Genomic DNA, 1598 nt, shown 5'->3' with positions numbered 1-1598 from the left:
ATATCAAATTCTACTTCAAATCCCCTACCCTTTAAAATCACTAAAGCCATTATCAAAGAAAGTCTTGAAGAACTTTTTTCTATAGAATGTGAAGGTTTTTTTGAAAGTTTAGATGAAAGCTTATTTAATCTAAGTCAAGATTTTAATTTTCATCCTAATGTTTTAATCGATCAAGAAGCTATTTTAAGTATCCATAATCCTTATGAGAATAATACCTTAAACTTTGATAACAATGAAGTAAAAAATTATAAGGGAATTATCACTTATATAAAATATCTAGGTATTAATCATGAAAGTGCTTTAAATATTAATGATAGCACTTCAAATACTAAGCAAATAAAATACAAGCATTTTTTTTCTTTTAAGCTTCAATCAGTCTTGATAAGACTTTCTTTAAATAAAGCCAATCGTATTTATACTCATACTAATATTATAGAAGTGATTAAACAAACCCTTGGTTTTTATCAAGATATCTTACATAAAGAAATTGATTATTCTAATATACATTTTAATTATGAAGAACAAGAACTCATCTCTCAATACAATGAAAGTGATTTAGACTTTATTACAAGATTAAGCCATAATAATGGAATCTTTTTTTATGAAGATGAGAACACTATTTATTTTTGTGATGTGTATAAAAATGTAAAAAATAAAGAAATTGAGTATAATCCTAATGTTAATAATATTTTAAATCAAGCTTGTATTTCTTCTATTTATAAAGAGCAAAACTTAAGAACTAATTCTTTTACACATTCTAGTATTAATGCTAACACTCCTTTAAATCTTTTATCTTTACATTCTAATAAAGTTCCTTATGAACAAGAACTTAATAACAAAGCTTATTATAATGAACATTTTTATGAGAGTGAATATTCTTTTACAAAAAGCATTGATTTAAAGACTAAGCCTTCTCTTAAAGAAAAAAGAGCCTTAGTATTAAATGAAAGCTTACTAGCAAAAAGTAATATTTATCATCTTAGCTTAGGAGATTTTATCACTTTAAATTATAAGGAGTTTAATCATCAAGAAGAAATAAAAAATCAAGATGAAGAAAAACAAGATAAAGCTTCTTTGCTTAAAGACTTTATTATTATTGCTAATACTCAAATCTTAATTGATGATGCTATCTTAGCTAATTCTATTAATACTAATGATCATTTAAATTTAAAAGATTTAAATTTAAGTAAATCTTATTCTAATACTTTAACTTTATTAAAAAAGAATATTATCTTTACTCCAAGTTTTAAAGCTAAACCTAAAGCTCCTAATAGCACTCAAGGTATTGTTATAGGAGAGAGTAAAGATATAGAAAGTGAGAGAAATACTATTTATACTGATGAGCATGGAAGGGTTAAGGTAAGGATTAATCTTTATGCTAATCAAGAAGAATTAGATAATGATACTTTTATTGCAAATGATATAGATATAAATTCTTCTAATTTATCAAGCAATACTTATAAATCTTATCATCACACTCCTTTTTTAAGAGTAGCTTCTCATATAGCAAGTAATCATTCAGGTTTTTTTCATACTCCAAGAATAGGAGATGAAGTGATTATTTCTTTTTTAGATGATGATATAGATAAACCTTATGT

1 protein-coding gene is annotated in these 1598 nt (G+C 24.2%); it reads left to right on the top strand.

From position 1 onward, the window contains the following. Positions 1–1598 (top strand): contractile injection system protein, VgrG/Pvc8 family (locus AJ886_RS02935; protein WP_315940679.1); only part of this gene is annotated, 1598 nt, incomplete at both ends.

The organism is Campylobacter sp. BCW_6465, from assembly GCF_001762815.1.
Lineage (GTDB): Bacteria > Campylobacterota > Campylobacteria > Campylobacterales > Campylobacteraceae > Campylobacter_D > Campylobacter_D jejuni.
The sequence above is the reverse complement of the archived record's forward strand: the minus strand, read 5'-3'. Positions and strand labels throughout refer to the sequence as shown.